This window comes from Chromobacterium piscinae, from assembly GCF_021129175.1.
Classification (GTDB): Bacteria; Pseudomonadota; Gammaproteobacteria; order Burkholderiales; family Chromobacteriaceae; genus Chromobacterium; species Chromobacterium piscinae.
On sequence record NZ_JAJOHV010000136.1, the window covers coordinates 1 to 2,551 of the forward strand.

Genomic DNA, 2,551 nt, shown 5'->3' on the forward strand with positions numbered 1-2,551 from the left:
GCCGGCCAGCGCCGCCGCCTTCAGCCCGGCAAAACCAGCCGCATCCAGCGTGCGCGACGCGTCATCCAGCGCATGGCAGTCCCCTGGATGCAGCGCCATGGCGAAGCGCGGCAGCCCCGCCGGCAAGGCCAGCGTCCCGCCCGCGCCGTTGACCACCACTGCGTCCACCGTCTCCAGCCGCGACGGCGGCTCGCGCAACGGACCGTTGGGCAGCAGCCTGCCGTTGCCGAGGCCGCGCCTGCCGTCCAGCACCGCGATCTCCAAATCGCGCGCCAGCCGGTAATGCTGGAGGCCATCGTCGCTGAGGATCAGCTCGACGTCCGGATGCAGCGCCAGCAGATGGCGGCCGGCCGCGACGCGATCGCGCCCCACCACCACCGGCGCGCCGGCGGCGGCCAGCAGCAATGGCTCGTCGCCAACCAGGGCCGGATCGCTGTCCGGCCTCACTTCGGTCGGCGTCGCCGCCGCGCCGCCGTAGCCGCGGCTGATCACCCCGGCCTTGACGCCCCGCGCGGCGAAATCGCGCAGCAGCGCCAGCGTCAACGGCGTCTTGCCGACGCCACCGACATTGATGTTGCCGATCACCACCACCGGAACCGCGAGCCTTTCGCTCGTTTTCCAGCCGCGGCGGAACGCTTGCCGGCGCAAAGCGGCCAGCAGCGCAAAAAGCCCTTCCAGCGGAGCCAGAAGGGCCGTCAGCCAGCCTCGCGGCCGGTACCAGTGTTGTTCTATCAAACGCATGCAGCCTTCGGCTTCACTTCAGGTTCTGGGTGGCGAAAGTCAGTTGCGACAGGCCGGCCTCGCGGGCCGCTTCCATCACGGCGATCACCGACTGGTGGGTGGACCTGGCGTCGGCGTTGACCACCACCACCACGTCGCGCTTACCGGCCGCGGCGGCCTTCAGGCTGGCCAGCAGCGCGGCCTTGTCGCCGCCGGGCAGCTTGGCGTCGTTGACCGCCATCGCGCCGTCGGCGGCCACGGCCACCTTGATCTCGACGGTCTTACTCTGCTGCTGCTCGCCCTGCGCGGTCGGCAGGTTGATCTTCAGTTCGGAAAAATGCGAATACGTGGTGGTGACCATCAGGAAGATCAGGATCACCAGCAGCACGTCGATCAACGGGATGAAATTGATCTCCGGCTCTTCCCGGGCCCTGCCGCGACGAAAATCCATGCTCAGCTCCCGTTCTTGCGCTCGCCGTGCGCCACTTCCACCAGCTTGACCGCCTGCGCCTCCATCTCCACCAGCAGGCCATCCACCTTGGAGCGGAAGTAACGGTAGAACATCATGCTGGGAATCGCGACGATCAGGCCGAAGGCGGTGTTGTACAGCGCGACGGAAATGCCGTGCGCCAGCTGCTGCGGATTCGCGCCACTGGCGTTCTGCGAACCGAAGATCTCGATCATGCCGATCACCGTGCCCAGCAGGCCCAGCAGCGGCGCCATCGCGGCGATGGTGCCCAGCGTGGTCAGCAGGCGCTCCAGCAGATGGGCGACCTGACGGCCCTCGTCCTCGATCGCTTCCTTCATCACCTCGCGGCTGCCGTGCACATTGCGCAGGCCAGCCGCGAACAGGCGGCCCAGCGGCGAATGACCCTGCAGGCGCTGTAGCAGCTCATCCTTATCCCCTATGCGCCGGTATTCCTGCAAGGTCTGCGCCAGCAGCCCCTGCGGCACCACCGCGCCGCGCCGCAGCGTGTACAGGCGTTCCAGAATGATGGCCAGCGACACCACCGACGCGGCGATGATAGCCCAGATCGGCCAGCCGGCCGCTTCAACGATAGCCCACACGAAGCATTCTCCGTCATCGATACAAACGCCAGACTTTATTCCCTACAGCCGGGTTCAGGCAACCTTGCGGGAATAAATTTCACGCCTCTTGCCACTTTTTTGGGCAAGCACTGTCAAAAGCCGTTGCCACCGGCTTGCCGCGCAACTTATCCACAAGGTTATTCCGCGATTGCTGTGGATAAATCGACAAGCGCATGGACGGTTTTCCCCGCGATGGCATTGACATCGCTCAAAGCTTTGTCGACGATGAATCAACCAAACAATCGTTTGAATGAATATGAACCTGCCCATCTGGCTGATCAAGCTGCTGTTCAATCTGTGGCCGCCCTTCCTCGGCGCCGGCATCCGCGTGCACAAACTGTCTCCCGACTTCCGCCAGGCCGAGGTCAGGCTCAAGCTGGGCCTGGGCAACCGCAACTACGTCGGCACCCATTTCGGCGGCAGCCTGTACGCGATGACTGACCCGTTCTACATGCTGATGCTGCTGCGCCAGCTGGGCGGCGACTACTACGTGTGGGACAAGACCGGCAGCATCAACTATCTGAAACCCGGCCGCGGCACAGTGCGCGCGCTGTTCGATCTCTCCGACCAACAACTGGCCGACATCCGCGAGCGCACCGCCGACGGCGAAAAGCATCTGCCGGAAATGACGGTGGAGATTCGCGACGCCGACGACGAGCTGGTGGCATTGGTGCACAAGACGCTGTACGTGCGCAAGAAGCCAGACCGGCGCTGATCGCATGGAACCCATGTAGAAAAAGCC

4 protein-coding genes are annotated in these 2,551 nt (G+C 64.9%); 1 reads left to right on the forward strand and 3 read right to left on the reverse strand.

What is annotated here, in order from left to right; genetic code table 11:
* The 3 genes from lpxK to LQR33_RS23035 form a co-directional block, all read right to left on the reverse strand.
* A partial coding sequence (gene lpxK, locus LQR33_RS23025) for a tetraacyldisaccharide 4'-kinase (RefSeq protein WP_231470593.1) occupies positions 1-741 on the reverse strand: 741 nt, incomplete at its 3' end.
* A 13-nt stretch (positions 742-754) separates the two neighbouring features.
* Complete coding sequence (locus LQR33_RS23030) at positions 755-1,171, reverse strand: ExbD/TolR family protein (RefSeq protein ID WP_021475097.1); 417 nt, start codon at positions 1,169-1,171, stop codon at positions 755-757.
* Between the two features lie 2 nt (positions 1,172-1,173).
* Positions 1,174-1,788 carry a MotA/TolQ/ExbB proton channel family protein gene (locus LQR33_RS23035; RefSeq protein ID WP_166438004.1) on the reverse strand — a complete coding sequence of 205 codons (615 nt, stop codon included), beginning with the start codon at positions 1,786-1,788 and terminating at the stop codon, positions 1,174-1,176.
* 277 nt (positions 1,789-2,065) lie between these two features.
* Here LQR33_RS23035 and LQR33_RS23040 point away from each other — a divergent pair, with 277 nt between their 5' ends.
* Positions 2,066-2,524, forward strand: coding sequence for a DUF4442 domain-containing protein (locus tag LQR33_RS23040; RefSeq protein WP_231470595.1), 459 nt, complete (start codon positions 2,066-2,068; stop codon positions 2,522-2,524).
* Positions 2,525-2,551 lie beyond the last annotated feature (27 nt).